This is a genomic window from Haloarcula sp. Atlit-120R, from assembly GCF_003665885.1.
Classification (GTDB): domain Archaea; phylum Halobacteriota; class Halobacteria; order Halobacteriales; family Haloarculaceae; genus Haloarcula; species Haloarcula taiwanensis.
The window spans coordinates 101,514-119,555 of record NZ_QPLN01000007.1; the positions used below are offsets into that span (position 1 = coordinate 101,514).

General features: G+C 59.1%; 25 protein-coding genes. 6 read left to right on the forward strand and 19 right to left on the reverse strand.

The window, feature by feature from the left end; translation table 11 throughout:
* The first annotated feature begins 96 nt into the window (after positions 1–96).
* Positions 97–1,023 (forward strand): MarR family transcriptional regulator, encoded by a 927-nt coding sequence (locus DVK01_RS19025; RefSeq protein WP_121538222.1) that lies wholly within the window; start codon positions 97–99, stop codon positions 1,021–1,023.
* Complete coding sequence (locus DVK01_RS19030; protein ID WP_121538224.1) at positions 1,020–1,823, forward strand: DUF6036 family nucleotidyltransferase; 804 nt, start codon at positions 1,020–1,022, stop codon at positions 1,821–1,823. Before DVK01_RS19025 ends, DVK01_RS19030 begins: the two co-directional genes overlap by 4 nt.
* A 13-nt stretch (positions 1,824–1,836) precedes the next feature.
* Here the strand turns inward: DVK01_RS19030 and DVK01_RS19035 are convergent, their stop codons facing one another.
* Together DVK01_RS19035 and DVK01_RS19040 are read right to left on the reverse strand one after the other, a co-directional pair.
* The gene (locus tag DVK01_RS19035; RefSeq protein WP_121538278.1) at positions 1,837–2,652 is read right to left on the reverse strand and encodes a hypothetical protein; all 816 of its coding nucleotides are present in this window, start codon (positions 2,650–2,652) and stop codon (positions 1,837–1,839) included.
* Positions 2,653–2,750: 98 nt separating this feature from the next.
* Positions 2,751–3,689 (reverse strand): ArdC-like ssDNA-binding domain-containing protein, encoded by a 939-nt coding sequence (locus DVK01_RS19040; protein ID WP_121538226.1) that lies wholly within the window; start codon positions 3,687–3,689, stop codon positions 2,751–2,753.
* Positions 3,690–3,857: 168 nt separating this feature from the next.
* Here DVK01_RS19040 and DVK01_RS19045 point away from each other — a divergent pair, with 168 nt between their 5' ends.
* Positions 3,858–4,157 carry a DUF3892 domain-containing protein gene (locus DVK01_RS19045; protein WP_121538228.1) on the forward strand — a complete coding sequence of 100 codons (300 nt, stop codon included), beginning with the start codon at positions 3,858–3,860 and terminating at the stop codon, positions 4,155–4,157.
* Here DVK01_RS19045 and DVK01_RS19050 read toward each other — a convergent pair.
* From DVK01_RS19050 to DVK01_RS19105, 13 genes are all read right to left on the reverse strand, one after another.
* Positions 4,154–4,516, reverse strand: coding sequence for a hypothetical protein (locus DVK01_RS19050; protein ID WP_121538230.1), 363 nt, complete (start codon positions 4,514–4,516; stop codon positions 4,154–4,156). The two genes, DVK01_RS19045 and DVK01_RS19050, sit on opposite strands and share 4 nt — an antisense overlap.
* A gap of 71 nt (positions 4,517–4,587) precedes the next feature.
* Positions 4,588–5,589: a DUF6610 family protein gene (locus DVK01_RS19055; protein ID WP_121538232.1), complete on the reverse strand. Its 1,002-nt coding sequence runs from the start codon at positions 5,587–5,589 to the stop codon at positions 4,588–4,590.
* Between the two features lie 123 nt (positions 5,590–5,712).
* Entirely contained in the window at positions 5,713–5,934 is a 222-nt protein-coding gene (locus DVK01_RS19060) for a hypothetical protein (protein WP_121538234.1), read from the reverse strand.
* A 66-nt stretch (positions 5,935–6,000) separates the two neighbouring features.
* Entirely contained in the window at positions 6,001–7,161 is a 1,161-nt protein-coding gene (locus DVK01_RS19065) for a hypothetical protein (RefSeq protein ID WP_121538236.1), read from the reverse strand.
* Between the two features lie 171 nt (positions 7,162–7,332).
* Positions 7,333–7,875 (reverse strand): hypothetical protein, encoded by a 543-nt coding sequence (locus DVK01_RS19070; RefSeq protein ID WP_121538282.1) that lies wholly within the window; start codon positions 7,873–7,875, stop codon positions 7,333–7,335.
* Positions 7,872–8,537, reverse strand: a complete 666-nt coding sequence (locus tag DVK01_RS19075; protein WP_199722383.1) for a hypothetical protein — start codon at positions 8,535–8,537, stop codon at positions 7,872–7,874. Before DVK01_RS19075 ends, DVK01_RS19070 begins: the two co-directional genes overlap by 4 nt.
* Positions 8,534–8,665 (reverse strand): hypothetical protein, encoded by a 132-nt coding sequence (locus tag DVK01_RS22895; RefSeq protein ID WP_008458061.1) that lies wholly within the window; start codon positions 8,663–8,665, stop codon positions 8,534–8,536. Before DVK01_RS22895 ends, DVK01_RS19075 begins: the two co-directional genes overlap by 4 nt.
* Positions 8,665–9,282, reverse strand: a complete 618-nt coding sequence (locus tag DVK01_RS19080) for a DUF6166 domain-containing protein (RefSeq protein WP_121538238.1) — start codon at positions 9,280–9,282, stop codon at positions 8,665–8,667. Before DVK01_RS19080 ends, DVK01_RS22895 begins: the two co-directional genes overlap by 1 nt.
* The gene (locus tag DVK01_RS19085) at positions 9,279–9,764 is read right to left on the reverse strand and encodes an HNH endonuclease signature motif containing protein (protein WP_121538240.1); all 486 of its coding nucleotides are present in this window, start codon (positions 9,762–9,764) and stop codon (positions 9,279–9,281) included. Before DVK01_RS19085 ends, DVK01_RS19080 begins: the two co-directional genes overlap by 4 nt.
* A 127-nt stretch (positions 9,765–9,891) precedes the next feature.
* Positions 9,892–10,155, reverse strand: coding sequence for a type II toxin-antitoxin system RelE/ParE family toxin (locus DVK01_RS19090; RefSeq protein WP_058984726.1), 264 nt, complete (start codon positions 10,153–10,155; stop codon positions 9,892–9,894).
* Positions 10,148–10,426 carry a ribbon-helix-helix domain-containing protein gene (locus tag DVK01_RS19095; protein ID WP_121538244.1) on the reverse strand — a complete coding sequence of 93 codons (279 nt, stop codon included), beginning with the start codon at positions 10,424–10,426 and terminating at the stop codon, positions 10,148–10,150. Before DVK01_RS19095 ends, DVK01_RS19090 begins: the two co-directional genes overlap by 8 nt.
* 19 nt (positions 10,427–10,445) lie before the next feature.
* Positions 10,446–10,637 carry a hypothetical protein gene (locus tag DVK01_RS19100; protein WP_233562812.1) on the reverse strand — a complete coding sequence of 64 codons (192 nt, stop codon included), beginning with the start codon at positions 10,635–10,637 and terminating at the stop codon, positions 10,446–10,448.
* A gap of 156 nt (positions 10,638–10,793) precedes the next feature.
* Positions 10,794–12,104, reverse strand: coding sequence for an RNA-guided endonuclease TnpB family protein (locus tag DVK01_RS19105; RefSeq protein ID WP_121538248.1), 1,311 nt, complete (start codon positions 12,102–12,104; stop codon positions 10,794–10,796).
* A 170-nt stretch (positions 12,105–12,274) separates the two neighbouring features.
* Between DVK01_RS19105 and DVK01_RS19110 the strand changes: the two genes are divergently transcribed.
* From DVK01_RS19110 to DVK01_RS19120, 3 genes are all read left to right on the forward strand, one after another.
* Positions 12,275–13,639: a restriction endonuclease gene (locus DVK01_RS19110; protein WP_121538250.1), complete on the forward strand. Its 1,365-nt coding sequence runs from the start codon at positions 12,275–12,277 to the stop codon at positions 13,637–13,639.
* A gap of 88 nt (positions 13,640–13,727) precedes the next feature.
* Positions 13,728–14,912: a 26S protease regulatory subunit gene (locus tag DVK01_RS19115; RefSeq protein ID WP_121538252.1), complete on the forward strand. Its 1,185-nt coding sequence runs from the start codon at positions 13,728–13,730 to the stop codon at positions 14,910–14,912.
* Positions 14,875–16,113 (forward strand): hypothetical protein, encoded by a 1,239-nt coding sequence (locus DVK01_RS19120; RefSeq protein WP_233562813.1) that lies wholly within the window; start codon positions 14,875–14,877, stop codon positions 16,111–16,113. The genes DVK01_RS19115 and DVK01_RS19120 overlap by 38 nt, the downstream gene beginning before the upstream one ends.
* A gap of 3 nt (positions 16,114–16,116) precedes the next feature.
* Here the strand turns inward: DVK01_RS19120 and DVK01_RS19125 are convergent, their stop codons facing one another.
* The 4 genes from DVK01_RS19125 to DVK01_RS19140 form a co-directional block, all read right to left on the reverse strand.
* Positions 16,117–16,512, reverse strand: a complete 396-nt coding sequence (locus DVK01_RS19125) for a hypothetical protein (RefSeq protein ID WP_121538254.1) — start codon at positions 16,510–16,512, stop codon at positions 16,117–16,119.
* 73 nt (positions 16,513–16,585) lie between these two features.
* On the reverse strand, positions 16,586–16,951 hold the full coding sequence (locus DVK01_RS19130) for a hypothetical protein (protein WP_121538256.1): 366 nt from the start codon (positions 16,949–16,951) through the stop codon (positions 16,586–16,588).
* A 3-nt stretch (positions 16,952–16,954) separates the two neighbouring features.
* Positions 16,955–17,446 carry a hypothetical protein gene (locus DVK01_RS19135; protein WP_121538286.1) on the reverse strand — a complete coding sequence of 164 codons (492 nt, stop codon included), beginning with the start codon at positions 17,444–17,446 and terminating at the stop codon, positions 16,955–16,957.
* 106 nt (positions 17,447–17,552) lie between these two features.
* Positions 17,553–17,975 carry a hypothetical protein gene (locus DVK01_RS19140; RefSeq protein ID WP_008526040.1) on the reverse strand — a complete coding sequence of 141 codons (423 nt, stop codon included), beginning with the start codon at positions 17,973–17,975 and terminating at the stop codon, positions 17,553–17,555.
* Positions 17,976–18,042 lie beyond the last annotated feature (67 nt).

Genomic DNA, 18,042 nt, shown 5'->3' on the forward strand with positions numbered 1-18,042 from the left:
GTTTTGTTGGTTAAGACGATGGGGCGGTTCTCGCGATTGCTGGCTGTAACACTACTCGAAACTTATTTAAATACAAGTTTCGTACTATGTTACACCGTGCTCCGGCGCATCGAACTCGAGGTCCTCGCCACGGTCGACCGCGGCGACACGATCTCCGAGATCGCGACGAAGCTCGACCACAGCGAGAGCTACCTCTCTCGTGCCGTCGGCGACCTCGTTGAGAAAGGGCTCGTCTACACGGAACGCGACGGCCGCCGAAAACGAGTTATCCCGTCGGATGCTCGCGCCGTCGAGCTCTACCAGGACCTCGTCCGCCAGCACTCCCACATCGAGTTCCCCGAGCTGCTGACCGGCAAGGCACTCGAGGTGCTGTACTACCTCGACCAGCCGCGAACCGTCTCCGAGATCGCCGACCGAAGCGACAATTACCGCAACACGGTCAACCGCGTCCTCAAGCGGTTTCGCGACCGTGGGCTCGTCGGGACCGTCGACGGCCACTACGAGTTCAACGCTGACTTCGACCGCCTCCACGAGTTCGCGCGTGAACTCGCACATCATCTACATCGCCAGCGCCTCGAAGCCGTCGCCCCGAAGGGCACGATTCTCTGGGAGGACTACGACGAATTCCTCGCCCAGGCTGAGACGGAGATCGAGGCAGAGGGGTTCCACGAAACCGGCCTCGGTCGGTTCGCGGCCTTCGACCTCCAGTTCCTGCTCACCGGCCACCGCAACTACGTCTACTCCGAGGATCTCGACGCAGTCTCGCCGGCGGAACTTTGCTGTCACACGCTGCTCATCGACAACGGCAGCCGTCACCGCTCGTACTGCCTCCTCCTGCTCAGCCACGTCGACGTCGACGAGGAGGACCTCCGAGAGCAGGCGGCAAAGTATGGTCTCGAAGACGAAATCGACGCCTTGCTGCGCTACCTCGAGACGCACGGTGAGGTCGATGACGAGCGACTCCCGGAGTGGGACGAGTTTCAGGAGCTGGCGGCTGACTACGAGGTACCACTACCACAATGAGACCAACATTCGGACGCGAGTACATCGAGAACGAATTCCAGCGAATCGGGGACGGGCTATCTGAACCGCTCACGGTCTACCTGATCGGTGGTGGCGCGATGTCGCTGCGCGACCTCAAGGGGGCGACGAAAGACATCGACCTGGTCGTCCCAGATGGCGACGCGTACGGCCAGCTGTGGGCCGTCCTGATGGACCTCGGGTATGCGGAGGTTCAATCGCTGGATCCAGATTACCGGGCGCTGGGGGCGACGAGCTGCGTCGAGAACGACGACGGGTGTCGCCTCGACATCTTCAACCAGCAGGTCGCGAACAAGCTCGTGCTCACCGACGGGATGCAAGAGCGCAGCGAGCCGTTCCTCGACACGGATCGACTGACGGTTCGGCTGGTCAGCAACGAGGATATCTTCCTGTTCAAGGCGATCGCAGGCCGCGATGACGACATCGAGGACATGAACATGCTCGTGCAGGCCAGCCTCGATTACGACGTCGTCCGGGCTGAACTCGAAGCCCAGATCGAACGCCTGGGGGACGATCAGTTTGCCACGTTCGCGAACGAGGCCCTGGTCGAACTCGAGGAGCGGTACGGAGTGACCACGCCGATCGAGGCCCGCGTCCAGGAGCTGACGAATAGATACTACCGGGGGCTCGAAGTCCTCCAGGCACTCGACGAGCCGATGGCCGTCGACGAACTGGCTGCGGAACTGGAGCTGGATGACGAAGAGGTTCGGGACCGGATCGCGTATCTCTCAACGTTCGACCGGGTCCACCGAGATGGCGACACAGTCCGTCCCGTGGAGTAGCTCAATCGTTACCCTACGGGGAGGGATGGCGGCCGTCTGGACGGGGAACGCGGCCCCGTTTGATCTCTTGATCGACGCGACGCAGATGCTTGCAGCCGCCTTCGGGTGAGCGCTGCTGCCAGTCGGGACAGGTACACGATTCGTCGACGACGTCGACTTCGTACCTGTTGCCGGACGCGGACTGCACCTCGTAGCGGCCACCTTTCGAGAGGAGTGAGACGTCCATCGCTTCGGCAACGGCACGCTTCGTGCGGGGCTCAAGATCGTCCTCCGACTGTGCGTTCTCGTCGACGACCAGTCGGTCGCGAACGTCGCCCGTTCGGCCACCGTCGGGAGCGACGGCTTCCGCAGGCCCCCTGAGCCGCTCGTGGAGCAGTTCCTCCACCGGATGGCCTTCCGGCCACAGGTAGTGGACTTCGCGGCGCTCGCGATGGTCGTAGGAGCCGCACGCCGCTGCGCTCCCGGTCCAGACGCGCCAGGCCCCGAGCGCGGCCATCACGTCGACGATGTCGCGGGGAACCGTCTGGTGGTCGTCCGGGAAGAACACCCGGAAGCGGGTACACGCCTCCTGCGGCGGGACGGTCTCCCACCAGTCTTCGCTGGAGCCCCAGCTGTCGTACATCGCGTCGTCGCTCCCGTAGCCGACGATCACGCCGTCGATCGGCGTCCAGTCTGCTGGGAGGTGTTCCGACTCGCCTTCGAGCACCCGAAGAACGGCGTATCGGAGGTACTCGTGGGTTTGGTTGTCTGTCGTTCGAGCGACCTGGTCGTGTTGCTTGGCAACGTGCTCGGCTTCCTCGAGGACCGTCGTTAGATAGGGTTCAGTCATCATTCGACGGAGGTTAGAACGCGCCTCCGCCCCTCGGCGGGCGCAGAAAAACTTAACCAACAGAGCGGAAGAACCCATCACTCTGTTGGTTAACTGTGTTAGGACGAGGATTCGCTTTCGAGCACGTCGATGAGCTCTTCTGCTGTGGAACTGATCCGTCCGAGCCGCTCGCGAACGACCTCGGGATCGTCCGACTCCCACGCAGCGAGGTAGAACGCCGACCCACTAGTGTCGAGCCCGCAGTACCGCCCGACGACGTACGCGACGGCTTCGGCCTCGACTTCGCGTTTCGCCCGCTCGGTGTCATCGTCGACGTCGAAGTGGAGCAGAGCGTGGGCATACTCGTGAATTAGCGTCCGCGCGAGGTCGGCCTCGTTCTTCCGATCACGCACCTCGACGAGCGGCTGAACGTCGACGAGGCTCAGCTGCTCGCAGATGCCCTTCGCCTCGCCGTGGGTCCACTCCTCGGCTGGAACGATCCGCACCGTCACGCCGAGGTCGTCAGCGGCGGCAGTCAACTGTTCGACGAGGTCGCCGGCGTCCCCGGTCGCTTCCGTGTCGAGGTCGGGAAGCGGCTCGCCCTCGGTCTGGGAGACGTCGAACACCGGAGCAGGCTTGAACCCGACCAGGCCCTCGGACCACTCCTCGGGTGGCGTCTCGTCGTACTCACAGTCACTGTCCTCGTGGTAGCTCGGTGAATTCTCGCACTCCGGGCACTGCTTGGAGATGATCGGCGCCCAGATCCAGATGGCCGATTCACCCTCCGTGACGTGGCGGTCGAACTCCTCCTGCCACGTCCGGTAGCCCGCCACCCGGCTCGCCTCGGGACACTGCCGCTTGATGAGGAGCGTGTTTCGGTAGGAGTAGTCGTGGAAACGACTCTGGACATCGAGCCACTCTTGGAACTCTTCGCTGGCCTGTGCGTCGTCGACGCCGGCGACGAGGTCGTCGATCCACTGTTTGATCGTACTGTTCATCTCGTCGGATCGCGTGTCGGTCTGGTCGAAGGAGACCGACGAGTCACTAGTCGTAGCCATTGTGTTCTCCGAATCGAGTTCACAGCGACTGCAGCAGTTCAGAACGCGCCGCACCCCTCAGGGGCGCAAAAACAGAAATTCACCAACTAGCTCTCCAGCCGTCAGCAACGTGTTCAGTTTCACTCCACTTTCCAACATTTTACACTACACGTCTGAGTACGCTGTTGCATGAGCAAATGGGCAGATTACGTAATCACTGCAGTTAGATACAGTGGTGACTCTATCGAACAAGTTCAGGTATATGAGGACGATGGAGATCAACTAGTCAACCGAGATACCAAATCGCGAATGGCCGTCATCCTCAGCTTATCGGTTGGACAAGAGTACTGTACGGCGTACAAGAATGACAACGGGAAATGGACAAAGGGTGATGATGTCGGGACAGTAGAAGTTGACGGGACAACCTACCTTCGGACTGACGGGAACAACATCGCGAGCGACAATCTAGGCGAACTGCCAGAGTTCTAGGGAGTCTTGGCATCGCGTAGAGAGCGTTTTTCTTCGGCCAATCCGACCGTGATGAGGTACTCGAGGAACTCGTCGAACCGCTCGACGTCGCTAGGCGTGTCAGTCGCAAGATGACGCGCCCACTCGATGGCCCACTGGAAGGCGGGATCCGTACCGCCCTTGCCGTGAATGTACCACCACCGGGCCGCTTTTAGTACGACCAGCGGATTCGTAGGTGGCTGCTCACCGGCGAGCCCACGGGTGATGGATTCGATTTCGTCGGGGACGTCGGCGGAATCGACCTCCGCTGATTGCGTGTTGTCGATATCGACCGGGATCTCGTCGATCGAGACGTTGTCAGGACGCTGTTGTTGACTCATTGTAAGTCACCTCTGAGGACTCTCGAAGGAGCCCTCGCCCTCTCTGGGGGCACGAAAAACAGGTCGCGAAGTCACGCCGGCGGGAGGTAGATGCTCTGCTCGCCAGCGATCTCCTCCAGGTTGTTTCGGTGACGGTGGCTGAAGTAGCACTCGTAGCTGCAGTATCCACAGATTGCGCCGGTATCGTATTCGGCGACGTACGGGCCGCGGCGAGTTCGCCAGACGTTCGTCCCGCACTCGGTACAGGCGGCGTCCTCGAGATCGGCAGGACTCGGTCCCTTGTACTCGACGTCGAGCCCCTCGTCTCGCGGTGTCGTTTCGGGCCAGATTCCGTGGGTCCTCCAAAACTCACGGACGCGAGCGAGGCTGTGGCGCACCGTCTTTCGGACGGTGACGTGGTCGGCGTCGCGACCGCTGTCGTCCCAGCCGTCGGCCGTCCAGAACTCACCAAACTGTGCGCCGCGATGCAGGCCGTTCCAGTCGACACCGACGATGTCGGCTGGTGGCTCGTCCGTGAGTGTTGGCCTGGTCAGCTGTCGAATGGCGTCGAGCTGCTTGGGCGGACTCCCACCGAGGATATGGACGCGCCGCCCTCTCCAATCAGCTGGATCGGAGAACTCGTGGGCCAGCCGGTCGGCGTATCCCCGTGAATACCCGAGGACGAGGTTCTCGGGTATCGCGTCGATCACCGCCCGCGACTTCGGAACGACGATGAGCTCGGCCTCGGGATAGCTCGCTTGGATCTCACGAGCCGCAGCGACGTGGGCGTCGACATCAGCTGGTTCGTAGATGTCGCCGATGACACCGACCCGAGGCTCGTGCTCGAAGAATCGCTCGACGAACCGTTCCAGGTCGGGATTCCGGAAGTCGTTGTCGAGCATCCCGACAGGAATCTCGAGGTTCAGGTACTGTTCTGCTTGATACCCACAGTCTTCCCGAAACCCGGGGAGAAATCCGAGAGCTAGAGCATCAGCCGCGAATGGAGCTCGATGAAGGAACGCTATATGGTCTGCTTGTCTGGCGGCAGCAATGTCGCTAGCAGTGCTGGAGTCTGTACTCAAATCGAGGGACATGATTGGGATCGCGAGGTCGCTGCTGGCTGCCCCGCACCCATTCAGGGGCCCGAAAAACCGAGACACAGCGGGTTAACCAACAATAGGGGAACTCACGCGGAACCTGTTGGTTAAGAACAGAGCTTACTCTTCGCCCTCACGGAGCTCTTCAGCCTTCCACTTGAGCCGGCGCAGGATCTGCGTCCGATTCTGGTGGGCGTTCTCGTAGGCAACACACTCTTGGAGGATTTCCATATCCGGGATCGTCGCGATACCGGCCTTGACCAATCGGTAATTCGGTGCTTCAAGACGCTTCTCAGGTGGGAATTCGTCGTCACTCCCGTCGCTAATCGTGGACTGTTCCATCTCGGTAGCCCTCCACCCCTCGAGGGCGAGAAAAACAGAACAGACGACTACATCACCGCCGCGGCGTCAGGCCATCGCCTCTTGGAACCGCTCACGCAGCGCGTCCTCACGTTCTTCGAACTGTTCGACTTTCTCCTGTAGGTCGTCGCTGACGCGCTCGATGCTCGCCAGCGCTCGTTCACCCTCCAGCGAGGCCTGCGACCCGTCGTCTCCGTCCGCCTCTAGCTGCTGCTCGTACGCCTGCTCGACGCGCTCGATCGTGCCTTCCGGGTTGAACAGAATGTCGTTGGCGATCCGAACGTACTGATCGAGAGACGCCCCTTCTTTCCCCTGGAAGAAGTGAGTGAGCGCGTACGTCGCGCCGGAATGCAGCGTCCACATGTCGATCTCGAAGGGAGACGCCGCATTGGCTTCCGCATCGCCGGCGGCACGCTCGGCCAGGTAGTCCGGGAACCCCAGCAGGGTGTAGAACTCCGTGACGGTGAACGGGAGCTCCGAGAAGTCGAGGTCGATGTCCTGAGCGTCCCGGATGAACTCGAAGAGGTCATCGGCGACGAGTTCGACCTGTGCGAGGAGTTCCTCCCACCAGCTCCGGAAGTTTCGCACGTCGCCGACGTGTTTGATGACCTCTTTGTCGGTGAGCGAGCGCATCGTGTTCGAGCAGTAGCCATCCTGAGCGAACCCTTCCACGTAGACGGCGTGCTCGCCGAAGAAGTCGTAGCCCGACGTGACGCCCATCGTGATCGGGTCCGACCGGCCAGGAAGGCGCACCTCGAGGCCATCGAACATGATGTCCATATGGACTTCGCCGCCGCCCCGGTAGCGCCGAATCTCGCCAAACATCACCTCGCCCAGCGGCGTCCCGTCGATGGTCTCCTCGCGGAGGACCTCCTCTAGCGGCCCGTAGACGTCGACCGGGTTGATGATCGAGTACGAGTCAGTCGGGATATAGAACAACGGGTCCGTCTCCGTGTCCTCATCTCGGGCCTGCTCCCGAGCTCGACTCGGCTCGACGAGTGCGTTGAACCGCTCCGTCTCAACCCACTCGTCGGTGTAGGGATTCTGGTACGCCACGGTCGTCTCGACGGCCTGCGGAAGATCACGAACCGCCTCGGCGAAGGTCACGGGATCTGCATCTCCATGGCGCTCTCGATACCACTCGGGTAGTTCGGTGTCGGTACGTCCACCGACGCCAGCGAAGATGGTTCTGGACTCTGGATCTTTCATCTTAGTCACCTTCCTTCAGGAATCCTCGTCGACGTGCGACTGTATCGTCTCGCGCCCTGCGCCCCTCTCCCGGGCGCAAAAACAACACCACGTTAACCAACGCCCGTCTCTGAATGGCGGGGAGTGTTGGTTAATCCAGATCCAGTCCACGGCTCGGAACAGATGTCGGAACTACTCAGATTCGTCTCTCCGTACCCGGACCTGCTCAGGATTTGGAACCCAGGGGTGTGCTTCCCAGCAATGCCGAGCGTGACTATGCGGTGAGTCGAACTCTCTACTACAGGATCCACACTCGTAGGTGGCATCGGGCCAAGGCTCGCTGACGAACATCGCTGTCACCGTCGTCGCCACCGGCTCGGGGGCCTCGCTCCGCGTAACGTACCTGTAGCCGAGAACCGTCCGTTGCCCCATCGCTGTTCGGGCGATCTCGGTTGGCTTGTCCTCGGGGAGATACACCCAGCGAACGAAGTCGTCGACCGATTTCTCGGCTGAGGGCTGGAGGATGAACCATCGCTCGTGATTATCTCGGAACAGGTAGCGTTCGGTCCCCCTGTTTTGGAGGTATATTGGGTCACCCCTGCCGGGGACGAGCTGTAGTCCGAGCGACGGCGATACCGGTTTCAACAGCTGGTCGAGGACCGATGGGGCGTCATCTGTCCGGCAGGCCGAATCAGCCTCCGCTACGAATTCATCGAGACTGGCATTCGTGGTCACGGGGACCACCTCCCGAGGGAGGCCTGTTCCCGGTCGGACTCAGCTGGAACTTCGCAGAGAAACCGCCACTTTGGCTGTTCTCGGATCTGCTTATCGGGGCGATTTCCCGCTTGGCCGGGGTCCGTTTTACCGGCACAGTGCCAGCCCTTGTCTCTGAGCGCTTTGATCATCGAGCCGTCGAAGTCGGCTCGCACGAACGTCAGCAGGAGCCGAACGCCTCGTCGCCTGCCGTGCCGACGCACGAACTGTTCCATCGACCGGGCGAGGGCGGCAGAGGCGAGATTGGGGAAATCGACGCCGATGCAAATCCGTGCTGCCTCGACGATTTCGTCACCCTCGAATCGCGTCCCGTCGTACTCCAGCGAGCGAATCAGCGGATAGCGCCACGTAATCGCACCTAGTAGCTGGTCCTGGTAACAGAGTCCGTGATGGACGAGATTCGTCCGGGGGATATCGTCCATATAGGAGTGATGCGCTTCGTAGATCGCGCCGGCGACGTGGCGCGGGATCGATTCGATATGGACGCCCTCTGCGAACCCCAAACCGAGCGGCGCCGTGACCGGCTGGCCTTCCCGATGGATGGGACACGAACACCCATCGGGGGTAGGCGTATACTGGAAGCCGGTACTCCGTATTTGGTCTAGAGAGTGAGTTTCGGTCACGAGTCGGTGTCGTCGGTGCGCTCCTGTCGGTCGTTGTATCTTTCCAGTTCACGCCCGATTTTCTCGAGCGCCTCGACACCACGTTCGAGGAGCTGATGGGTGGCTCGCGCCAGTCGAAGCGTCTCCATCAGTGCTCCCCCTCCGGGGGTTCGATGAGATCGTTGCTCTCTTCGGTGAGTTCCCGGATTACCCGTTCCACGTCAGCCTCTTCGGACATCGTCCGATGTGCGAGCGGGGCAGGATATGCCCGGTCGCCCTGGCTGCAGAGCACGACCAGCCACTCGTCGCTTCCATCCCCGAGTACGATGTAGTGGTCGCGATCAGCGCGCTGGAACACTCTTCGATCAGGGCGGGAGACGGTTCGCCAGTTCTCGGGGAGCGTCGGTGATGGCCGTCCGCCGTCGGCGAGGGCGACGACGTCGTCGGTAAGGGTCGCCATCGCGGCGTCGATCTCCTCGCCGGGGAGGTGCCAGCACGCCGCGGCACCGTCGCACTCCAGCTGCGAAACCACCTGATTCCGGAATGCGATGTAGTGCTCACGGGCGAACTGCTCATCGTCGTAGTAGTCGAGAAGGAGCGCGCACGCGAGCTGGGCGGGCCCGCTGCCTCGATACCCGACCTCGAAGCCGCTGGGACTGTGGTTGACGAGATCGAGACTGCGGTCGGGTGTGAGCTCTGTGTCCTCGGGACGACGAGTGACAACCAGATCTCCACGTCGACGTCGGCCGACGTACGCCGTCGTCATTTGAATCGCCCCCGTTCGTCCCGCTCGCGATTGGACACGTCCCACTCGTGGTCTGTTGGTTTAATCTCGGACCCGAAGCCGTGTCGTTCGGCGTGTTCGGTGCGACTGAGGAGTTCGAGGTTTTCTGGTCTGTTGTCCCACCTGACACCATTCTTATGATGAACGTGCTTGTCCGCGACGGCGTCGAACCCGCGCTCTGCCACCATTACGAGTCGGTGGATACCGACCGAGTCTGTCGTCCCACGATAGTTTGTGGCACAGATGACGTAACCACGGTCGGTGAACACGGCGGGATGCCGTCGACGGTTCGGGGCCGCCTCACGTGCGTCTCGACGAGGAATGTCGAACTTCTGCATCCACTTATGCACCGTCGGTTGCGTACAGTCGAGCTTATCTGCGATCTCGTTCGTACTCAGATCCTGTTCCCAGTAGAGTTCGTAGAGGAGCGATTCGTCTCGCCAGGGGTACTCTGAATCGGTCATGGCTCGGTAACGGGGAGTGGCTTCCCCCGCGCCCCTCTCGGGGGCAATAAACACTACCGAGCGGAATCGTACTTCAATCTCAGATCCAGTTCGTCACCGACCCGAGCAGGTCTGCAGACAGCGTGAGTTACGGTGGGAGGTGACGGTCGTAGATATTCCGCCGATGCCCGACCGCCTCGACGATGAGGACATCCTCGTCTCGGTCCCACGTGATGATCGCACGGTAGTCACCGGCACGAAGCTTGTAGTACGGGTAGCCGGTGAGCTTTTCGAGTCGGTGGGAGGTCCAGTCTTTAGCCTCGTCGAGTTTCTTCACCAACCGCTCTTGCGCTTCCGATTCGAGTCCCTCTAGCAAATCGAGTGCTTTCGGTGTCCACTCGACCTCAGTCATCGATGCCTAGCCGGTCCTTCACGTCGTCCTGCGACACCGTCTCGCCCTGCTCCCGCTGCTCGCGGCTCTCGGCCAGATGCTCCAGCGCTTCCTCGGACAGCTGCGTTGGCGGGTTGACAGCGTCCCGAAGCGCGTCGCGGATGAACTCGGATTTGTTCGCGTAGCCACGCTCCTCCCAGACGTCGTCGACCTGTGCCAGCAGCGACTGTGGCACCCGGACGTTGATTTTCTCCATTTCACCGTCGCCGCCGGCGTCGCTGTCAGTGCTCATATGCTGTGATACGTCTGTATCACGTAAGTAGCTTCGGTTGGATCTGCGGACTGTGGTTGACGAGGTCCAGACTGCGCTCGAGGGAGAGTCGCCGATGCTCCGAGAGGTTCAGGACGACAGCTTGGCCGTCGACGCGGAAGCCGACGTATTCGACTGTATCTTGGTGAGCCTGACCTGGCGATGCGACTGGGACCGATTCCGAACTGGCCATAGGTACATTCCCGTTCATCGTTGCTCGCGGGCGGTTCGGTGACCCCCGCACCCCTCTCAGGGGTTCAACAAACAGGATGGCGTAGCGTTCGGCAACGTACTGTCCACTTGACCTCCTCCCACCCCTGAAGAGATGGAATTCCCGAGCGTTGGGATATTAAGGTTTAGAGTCCACCACCTCGGCCTGCGGTTCGAATCCGCAGGAGAGGTCGTACAGGTAGACTCCGGGCTGGGCCAACCAGCCGGTACTCCTATCCCTAGACGAGGACTCGGAGTTACTTGCGCTGTCGTTGATGTCGAGACGGATGTTCTCCGCTCCATTTACGTCCGCGTTGAACGCTGCGTCACACTCCTCACAAACGTACAAGCCACGCTCAACACGCTGCCCATCGTCTTCTTTCCCGCACACAGCACACATCTTCGATGTGTCACCCTCGTCCACTTCCACGACCTCGATCCCCTCGGCCTTCGCCTTATATTCGAGAATTGAGGTGAAGCGGTCGAACGCCCACCCGTGCAGGTCAAGGTTGCCGTGCTGTCCCCAGTTCTTCGCCTGACCGTTCTCATCCTCACGCACGCTACTCAAATCTCCGACGTTGACCCGGCCAACGCCCTTCTCCACACACCGCTGGACGATGTGCTTGGCGAGGGCGTGGAAGAAATGCCGGCGGCGCTCAGACCTCTTCCGGTGCAGCCGTGTCGCCCGCTCGCCACCACTGTCGTCACACTTGGCAATCTCCTTCGGGAAGTAGTAGCCGTCCTGTTTCAACCGATTACCCGGGTATAGGTCGGCCTCTTCCGTACTGTAGGCGACAGCGGCGAAATTCGAGATACCGAGGTCGATGCCAGCGGTCTCCTCTCCGGGTGCGTCTGGCGTCTCAATCTCGTCTTTGCAGACGAGGTGGAGTTCCCAGCGTTCCTTCGTGTTGTCGTAGACGGCACGAACCTGTTGCAGGTTCTCGACCGAGATGCTGGGTCGCGTCTCGTATTCGACGAGGATGTAATCGCGGTCCCGTGGGTGGTCTTTGTGATTCGCGCCTTTGCTGAGGCGGACGCGATTGTGTTTCGGGTCGTGTCGGATGCCCTTCTGCTTCCACGTGACCGTGCTGCGCGGGTGTTCTTCGTGGACGCGGCGGCCTTGGTCGTCGTAGTAGTTGCGTTTACGGTATCCGGGCGGATTGTCCCGGTAGTCGTCTGAGGAGTACCACGAGTTAAAGGCTTCAGCGAGTTCCTCCAGAACCCGCTGACTGGACTGACTGTGCAGCCCTCGGTACTTGTCGTGATCCTTCAGCTCGCTTTTGAGTTCCTCGTGACTAGGGACCTCCCCGGTGTCTTCCCATTGTTGGCGGGAGTAGTAGTTGGCGACGTTCCAGAGTTTGCTGGCACTCCACCCGTGCCGGTCGAGTGGCTCTGCCACCTGTGAGTGGTTGCGGATTTGCGCACGGTGAGTGCGGTGGATTTCCAACATCCGTGGAAAGTCTCTATAACAGGTTATACTCGCCTGAATTGTAAATGTTAATGTTTGACAACCGTGGACTCTTTGGGCGTATTATCGGCGGTGAATTACCGCTCGCTGTGTCGGTTTATCCCATCGCAAAAGAGATAGTTATTCCCCTCACACTATCCACATAATTGAGGATGGCTGTACTGGACGATCTCTCGGGGTTCGAGTTCGAGGACGTGATGGAGGACGTGTTCCGGAACCTCGGCTACGAGAACGTCCGCCAGGCCGACCGAACCGCCGACGAGGGGCGGGACGTCATCATGGAGGAGGTCGTCGACGGTACGCGGCGTGCGATCATCGTCGAGTGCAAGCACACGGGGACGGTCGGGCGGCCGGTCGTCCAGAAGCTCCACTCGGCGATCGCGACCTTCGACTTCGACGGCCCGAAGCGCGGGATTGTCGTCACGACCGGCCGGTTCACGAATCCCGCTCAGGAGTACGCCGACCACCTCCAGCAGAACGACGACCCGCACCCAATCGAGTTGCTCGATGGCGAGGACCTCCGGGAGATCGCCGACGAGATCGGCCTCGACCTCTACAACGGCCGCATCGAGATCCTCTGCGACGAAACCCTACGCCCGTACGACCCGGCCGTCGACGTCGACGCACCCGTCGAAGAGGCGTTCCGCGACGTCGAGAACATCGAGGCTGCCGACCTTTCAGACCCACACTCATCGGTGACGTTTCGCCCGGTGGTCGCGGTCACCGCGGACACGAACGCCGTCTTCGAGACGTCGGCGGGCGTCATCCACCGGATCAACGATCGGACTCGCTTCGTTGCCCACGCCGAACGCGGGCAGCCGCAGGTCGTCGACGAGGACGTCGCGACGCTGGTCACCGAGAACCTCCACGCGACCGTCGATCTCGACGCCGAGCAGTTCGGAGAGGTGTTCGACGATGTCGAGGAGCGTAGGTTCGGACAAACCCAAACGGAGTACAAGGACTGGGCCGTCGAGCGGCTCCAGCAGCACCACACGACGACGGTGACCTACACCGGCGACAACAACGTCACCTACAACAAGACCTGCGAGCCGAACCGTTCGGACATCTCTGTCCAGTCGATCGAACCAGTGTATCTCCCCGAAGTTCGGCACACCACCGACATCCAGGAATACACCTACCCCTACGAGTACTACGCAGCGGGCCCGTCACGAGTGACCGCCGAAGACGGGATCCACAGGTGCGTCCACTGTGACACGAGCGGCGTCGACGAGACGTACACGTACTGTCCGAACTGCGGGGCGATCGCCTGCTCCAGCCACACCAAAACGGAGCGGCTGGAAGGCGAGCCGATCTGTACGGGCTGTGCGGTGACGGAACGGTTCGCGCTGAAGACGAAGTACTTCTACGACGAGGAGAATCTCGAGGCGTTCCGCGAGGAGTACGCCGAAATGCCGCTTCACGAAAAGGCGATGGAGAACAAGTGGCTGGCCGGGGGGAGCGTGGTCGCGACGCTGCTGCTCGTCGTCGGACTACTCGTCATCGGCGGCATCATCTAGACCGGTTTAGTTCACACGCCGGTAGCTACAGAGGGCTAAACTACTTCAAACGCCCCTCTAAACCATTATCAAACACAAGAAGCTGATTATGGATATCCACTTTGCTCCCGTTAGATCGACGAGCCCTACTGAGGATACGCTAAAAGTTCAGATCGGGGGACAGGAAGTTGTTGTTGAAGATAATACTGAAGGTGATAGATCGGTTGGTGACCTTGTTGAAGTCTGGATCATGCAGGACCAAAGAGTGGCGGCTGACGCAATTGGGCGAGCATCCCCCTCTGTAGGTATTATTCGGGAGTCGGTCAGCGAAAACGAGTATCTTGTAGAGCGGAATAGTCGTGTTGAGATATGTGAATCTCTTAATTCTGAAAACCCAGAGAGGGGTGAGACGGTTAAGATCTACGGAGGTATGATCACCTCAACAATCTCGAATGAAGCGATTGCACCAAAGGGGATAGAAGACCGGTTTGAGGAGAAAAGTAGAGCAGAATCGTATTTAAAAGAACCTGAGCAGATTAGCGAGGTTGATTCAGGGTACGATGATGTAGGGGGATTAACAGAGACGATAGAGGAGGTAAAGGACGTCGTCGAGATCCCACTGCGAGAGTCTGATACTGATACAAATAGATTTGAGAAGCATGGGGTCAAACCGGATACAGGAATACTTTTTCACGGTCCTCCAGGGACGGGAAAGACCTTGCTTGCTAAGGCTGTAGCTAAAGAAACAGAGTCCAGTATCTATCTTGTCAATGGACCTGAGATCATCAACAAATGGTATGGGGAAACGGAAGACATTATACGAGAAATATTTTCACACGCCAAAGAACAAGAACGTGCTATCATCTTCATGGACGAAGTGGATAGTATTGCTCCAGATAGGGGGGATACAAAACAATTTCAGCGCAAAATAGTTGCCCAGCTTCTCACAGAACTGGATGGATTCGAACCACTGAATGATGTTGTCGTAATTGGCGCAACTAATGCCCTTGATGAGGTTGATCCTGCAATCATTCGACCGGGACGCTTTGACCGGAAAATCGAATTCTCGAAACCGACACAACCTGAGAGAAAAGAGATCATCGAAAAAATCACTAAGGATGTCGATTTCGGTGAATCTGTTGACTTAGAATTACTTGCCCAATCTACAGAAGGATGGACTGGAGCAGACTTATCAGGGGTCATTAGCCGTGCCGTCACAATATCGATTAGACGAGAAGGGGATCTTGTAACTCAAGATGATCTCCTTCGGGCTGTTGAAGCAACAGGTGAATGATATGGGAGTGATAGATTGGATTAAATCGAGATTCTCTGAGGAGAGTGATGATGACCCTGAACCACTTCGCGAATTCATTTATCTTGATGAAACAAGCGTTGTGAGTTTACTGGCCTCTTTGGAGGGCGAGATCACTGAGAGCCTAATCACTCGTTCAGAGTCCGTAAACCGGGAGCTCGGGAAGAGCAATAAAGGTCTCTCGTACAAAGGGACCGGCTATAATCGAACCAATGAGTCGGAAACTCTGGAGAGGAGTGGCTCTGAAACTATCCAGAGGTCCGTAATTCAATCCCGATTTGATGAACTCTATGAAGCACGACAAAATCAGCTTCTTCTTCCTTCCGAGGGGGGATTGAAGCTCGAGGATGTTTCGAGAAGTGAAATTATCGAATTGGATGGCTATGTAAATGTAGCCGAGTCGTATAGGGTCTTCAAAATACTCGAATACTTGACTGATACGTTTGAGGATATTGAGGAACTTGAAGAGTCTATTGAGGATATTCCACGTGAGGAGCTTGACGCTGTTTCAGGGTTCCTCTCTTCACTATATGGTGATCAGGTCCCAGTAAAGATTGACGCCGCCAACTACAGGATAGTAGAGGGCCATATTCAACATATACATAATCTCGATTCTGCTGAAGAAGGCAAGCCAATTTCTATCGTAGCGTATCTCAATCGTGACTCCCTTTGGGACGACCCATTAACAGTGTTTTCCGACAATACGGAGTTTACAATATATGGACGCGTGATCTCAAATGAGGTGGATTGGACCCCTCTTAGACTCACGCGGGTTCTTGAGGACCATTTTCCTGATCAAGCAAGACAGGTAAATATGGCATTAAAAACTGCCCTGCTGAACTTAGAAAAAGAGGGCGGAAAATCCGAGGTGTCAATTGATGTCGAGAAAAATCTCGAAGAGCTATTATCTGATCTGCAATCGGGTCTCGAAACCCGAGGATATTCTCTTGAGGATTCTGACCTTTCAACATTTGCTTCGGATGACGTTACAGCTAATAGCGAGTTTGAGGACTATACTGAGGCTCGTGATGAGATAGAACATGTATTAGAGGAACTTGATACTGATGTAGATAGTGACGAGAAAGCCGAATTGCTCTGGGAGACTATAACGGGAGAGGAAGACCAGGTCCAGAATGACGAGGATGTGGAGTTTGAAATCAAACCAATTGGGATCTATTGGTAGATACTACGCGAGATGCGCCACCTCGTCTGACTCCTCAACGTCGTCGAACTCTCTGCGCTCCACCGGTTCCCAGTCCTCACCCGGCACCGGACTCCACCAATCGACCTCGTAGGCGCCCGGTGCGCCGAGGATCTTCACGCGCGCCGACCCATCAGGAAGGCCGCGACGCAGTTTCTCGTCGACATGGAGATTCCAGGTCGTGGTAGAATCGAAGCAGGCGAGCACGGCCACCTCGTAGCCGCGTGTCTCTCGGGACTCTTGGAGTTCGACCTGGGTGTTGCAGTTCTTGCAGAACACCCCCTCGAAGGGGATGTGGGTGAACACTTCCTGCCCGCAGACGGGGCACCAGAGGAACTCGAACAGTGCCTCACTGTGTCGGTCAAGTACTTCAAGGGTCATTGGTTGACTAACCCGGTCGTACCGGGCCACCACCTCGTGCCCGGCCGAAAAACAGCGCCCACCGCTCACTCACTCACCGTTCGGCGCCGTAGACGATGCGTGAGGGGGCTTCGTACCCACAGTCGGGGCAGTCGTACCATCGCTGGATTTTCGCCCCGTCTGCTGCCTTCTCGCCGACGCGAACGTCGTCGTTCGGACACTCCGGACAGCTGAGTTCCGGGGTGGGCCGCTCCCGGAGTTCGTCACGGAACGACTTCGCATCCTTCGTCTCGTATCCTCGCGACCAGACGGGGTAGCCGTCGACGAGAATCACCCCGCGCCACGTGTACCGGTAGGAATCCGGCGCTCGATGCAGGACGGCTCGCGCACCGGTCTCGGTGTTCCGATACGCAAGCGTCGGCGAGCGGCTCTCGCGTCGCCAGTTGGTGATGGGAGGCATTATTCAGAAGTGGACGTCAGCGGGTACGATCCAGAGCTCTTCACTCTCCTCGAGGAGTCGATCCAGTTGTCCACGGTGGCGAATGCCGGTTCCGTGTTCGGTGTACAGGAAGATCGTCGGGCCGTCGTACGCACCTACCTTGTGGAAGGCGTGCCGGGCGAGGTCCTCGTCGCGCATGATCTCCTCGTCGGAGAGCTCCTCGATGGCCTCTTTCACCCGGTCGAGATTACGCTCGAATTCCTCTTTCGTCGCCTCCCAGCCACGCTCGAGCAGGTCTTCGCCGTCATCGGAGTCGACGGGGGCTGCCGTCGGCAACTCCCCCCATCGTGCCTTCCCCGCAACGGACGTGTCCTCCTCGTCGAAGGTCACATAGTAATCGAAGACGGCGCTGGCGTGTGGGTCCGCGCCGACCAAGCGGTCGAACACTGACTTTCCGGTGGCCAGGGCGTCGTCGTGCGTCGATGCCTCTACGAGGGCGTAAATCACCATATGCATCTCGAACACCTCGAAGCGCCGACGCACCGGGAGTGACTGCTCGCTCGCTCCTGCTGCGCCGGCACCCATCGCCGGCGCCCGAAAAACCCGATCTAGCGGTCGATTCTTAGGACTCGTTCGTTCGATCGACTGTGATGGTCAGGTTTCCGGACTCGTAGTCAGCTTCGAAGTCGACGGTGAACGCATCCGAGTCATATGCGGCGTGGTAGGCGCGGTGGCGTTCGAGCGAGCCTGTCGCCTTGAAGTGGAAGAACGCGGCCGCCGTGTAGGGCTTGCTCTGTGTTTCGACCTGCGACTCGACGGATGCGGGGAGCGCGATTTGTGGTGTGTCCGTGTCGATACTCGCAGCGAACGCCTTCGCTTCCTCGACGGTGGCTTGCGAATGGGCTGGTGTCTCGCCAGTGAGCACGTTCACCGGTGTTTCCGTCTCGTCGGTGAACAGGGCGTCTTCGAAGGTGTGTGTCCCGAGGATCGCCTCGGGATCCAACTCGCAGTCGTGAAACGGATCGTTGTCTGGATTCTCGGGCATCAAATCACGAGCCAACGGTGGGGCTCAGTCCTTTCTGCCCCAGACAAACCACAACTTGTCTCGATGT